General features: G+C 46.7%; 1 protein-coding gene and 1 pseudogene. Both read right to left on the bottom strand.

Going from position 1 to position 1541, the window contains the following annotated elements; genetic code table 11:
* Positions 1-285 (bottom strand): annotated as a pseudogene (locus IQ242_RS24480) (hypothetical protein); the annotation flags it as partial.
* 129 nt (positions 286-414) lie between these two features.
* Entirely contained in the window at positions 415-1248 is an 834-nt protein-coding gene (locus IQ242_RS24485) for a photosystem II manganese-stabilizing polypeptide (protein ID WP_002738218.1), read from the bottom strand.
* Positions 1249-1541 lie beyond the last annotated feature (293 nt).

Consider the following 1541-nt stretch of genomic DNA (forward strand, 5'->3'; position numbering starts at 1 on the left):
GGCCGCAGGGCTTGCGGTGTCAGTCTGTAGAGCGACCATAAGACCAGAACAGAGTAAATCTGTTAAGGCAGGTGCGAAAAATCCTTCGGGAAAGAAGCAGAAACCTAAATCGTGAGGTTTGGGAATCGCCGTCCGTTTTACGGCGGCGAGGATGTCAAAACGATAGGTGACAGGGGGTTTCTTTTTCTTGAAGTGGGGTTCCGTGCCAATATCGGGACGCTGGGGATGTTCCTCGCCATGGTTGTAACTTTTGGCTTCCGTTTGCTTGTTCGTCTTCTTGGGCATTAGCAACTCTTCCTCCCGGGCGAGGTCAATCTTTATTGTAACTGCTCAACAACCCCAAGAGAGCCGAAAAAAAGCGAACTTCTCTAGGGAGAAATTCGCCTTAATTTCCAGAAATTCTGAATTTATTAATTAGGCACGAGCTTCGAGACGACCGTAGAAAATGCCGCGAATTTTCACTTCTTCAGCATCTTTTGCCCCTAAATCGGTGTCGGAAGGCTGTTCACTTTCAAAAACACCAGCAAACTCGCCAGTAGAAGCGTCAACTTTAGTCACCTGTAAAGACATAGTACCTTTACCCAGTTCCGTCGCTTTGACGTTAGCACGCTGGAAATCTTGACTATCAGCACTAGCGGGTAAAGCGACAGCGTTATCATAACCCGTTACCACACCCCGACCTTTGGGATCTAAGAAACCAGCGCCACGATAGGAGGGAACTTTAAAGTCGCCTTCAAAATCGGTGGAACTGTTGATAGAGCTAAATCCGGCTTCGGTTTTGCCGGTGAAACCTTTAATGGTAAAGAAGAGGGGAACTCTTTCACCTCCGGGTAATTGTACGGTAATGGGTTGGAAATCAATACCGTCTTCTTCCTTGAGGGTTAAAACACCGTCTTCGCCTACGGTTAAGGTCGCTGTCATCTGTTCTAAACTGGTGGTATCTCTGGTTAGGAGTTTACCCGGGATAAAGGTGGCTGCTTCCCGCTTATTAATGGGTTCACCCTTGACAAAATATTCCTGGGGTTCCAAGCATAAATCTGTCACCACATAACTTTCGCCGCTTTCTAAGGGGAGAGTACCCCGGGTAAACTCGGAAATCTGCGGACATTTGTTAGCTAATCCAGTGTTTAAAATTTCATCATAGGTTAGCTCGTTTCTATTCAGGACGGCACTAGGCGCGTCGCTACAAGCTGTCAACACCCCTAAGCACAAGGCTAAAAAGGCAACTAACAAGGCACGAAATCTCATCTATGTCAACCTCTCTTTGTCAATCTTTACAATTACTACCCTTGATCTATAGCCTGATGAATTATGCGCCAATTCACCGAAACCCAGTTTATCAAAGATCAGTGACCATTGAGAAGATGGGAGACAGGGGACGGCAGGCAGGGGATAGGAGTCAGGAGATAGGAGTCAGGAGGCAAGAGGCAACAGTAAAGAGATTGGAGGAGATTCGGCTAATCGAAGAATAAGCAGTTTAAATACGTCTTAGCTTAGTCGTGCAAAATTAATTTCCTAGTCGAGACTCCGAGACTCCGAGA

Source organism: Microcystis sp. LEGE 08355 (assembly GCF_015207185.1).
GTDB lineage: Bacteria > Cyanobacteriota > Cyanobacteriia > Cyanobacteriales > Microcystaceae > Microcystis > Microcystis panniformis.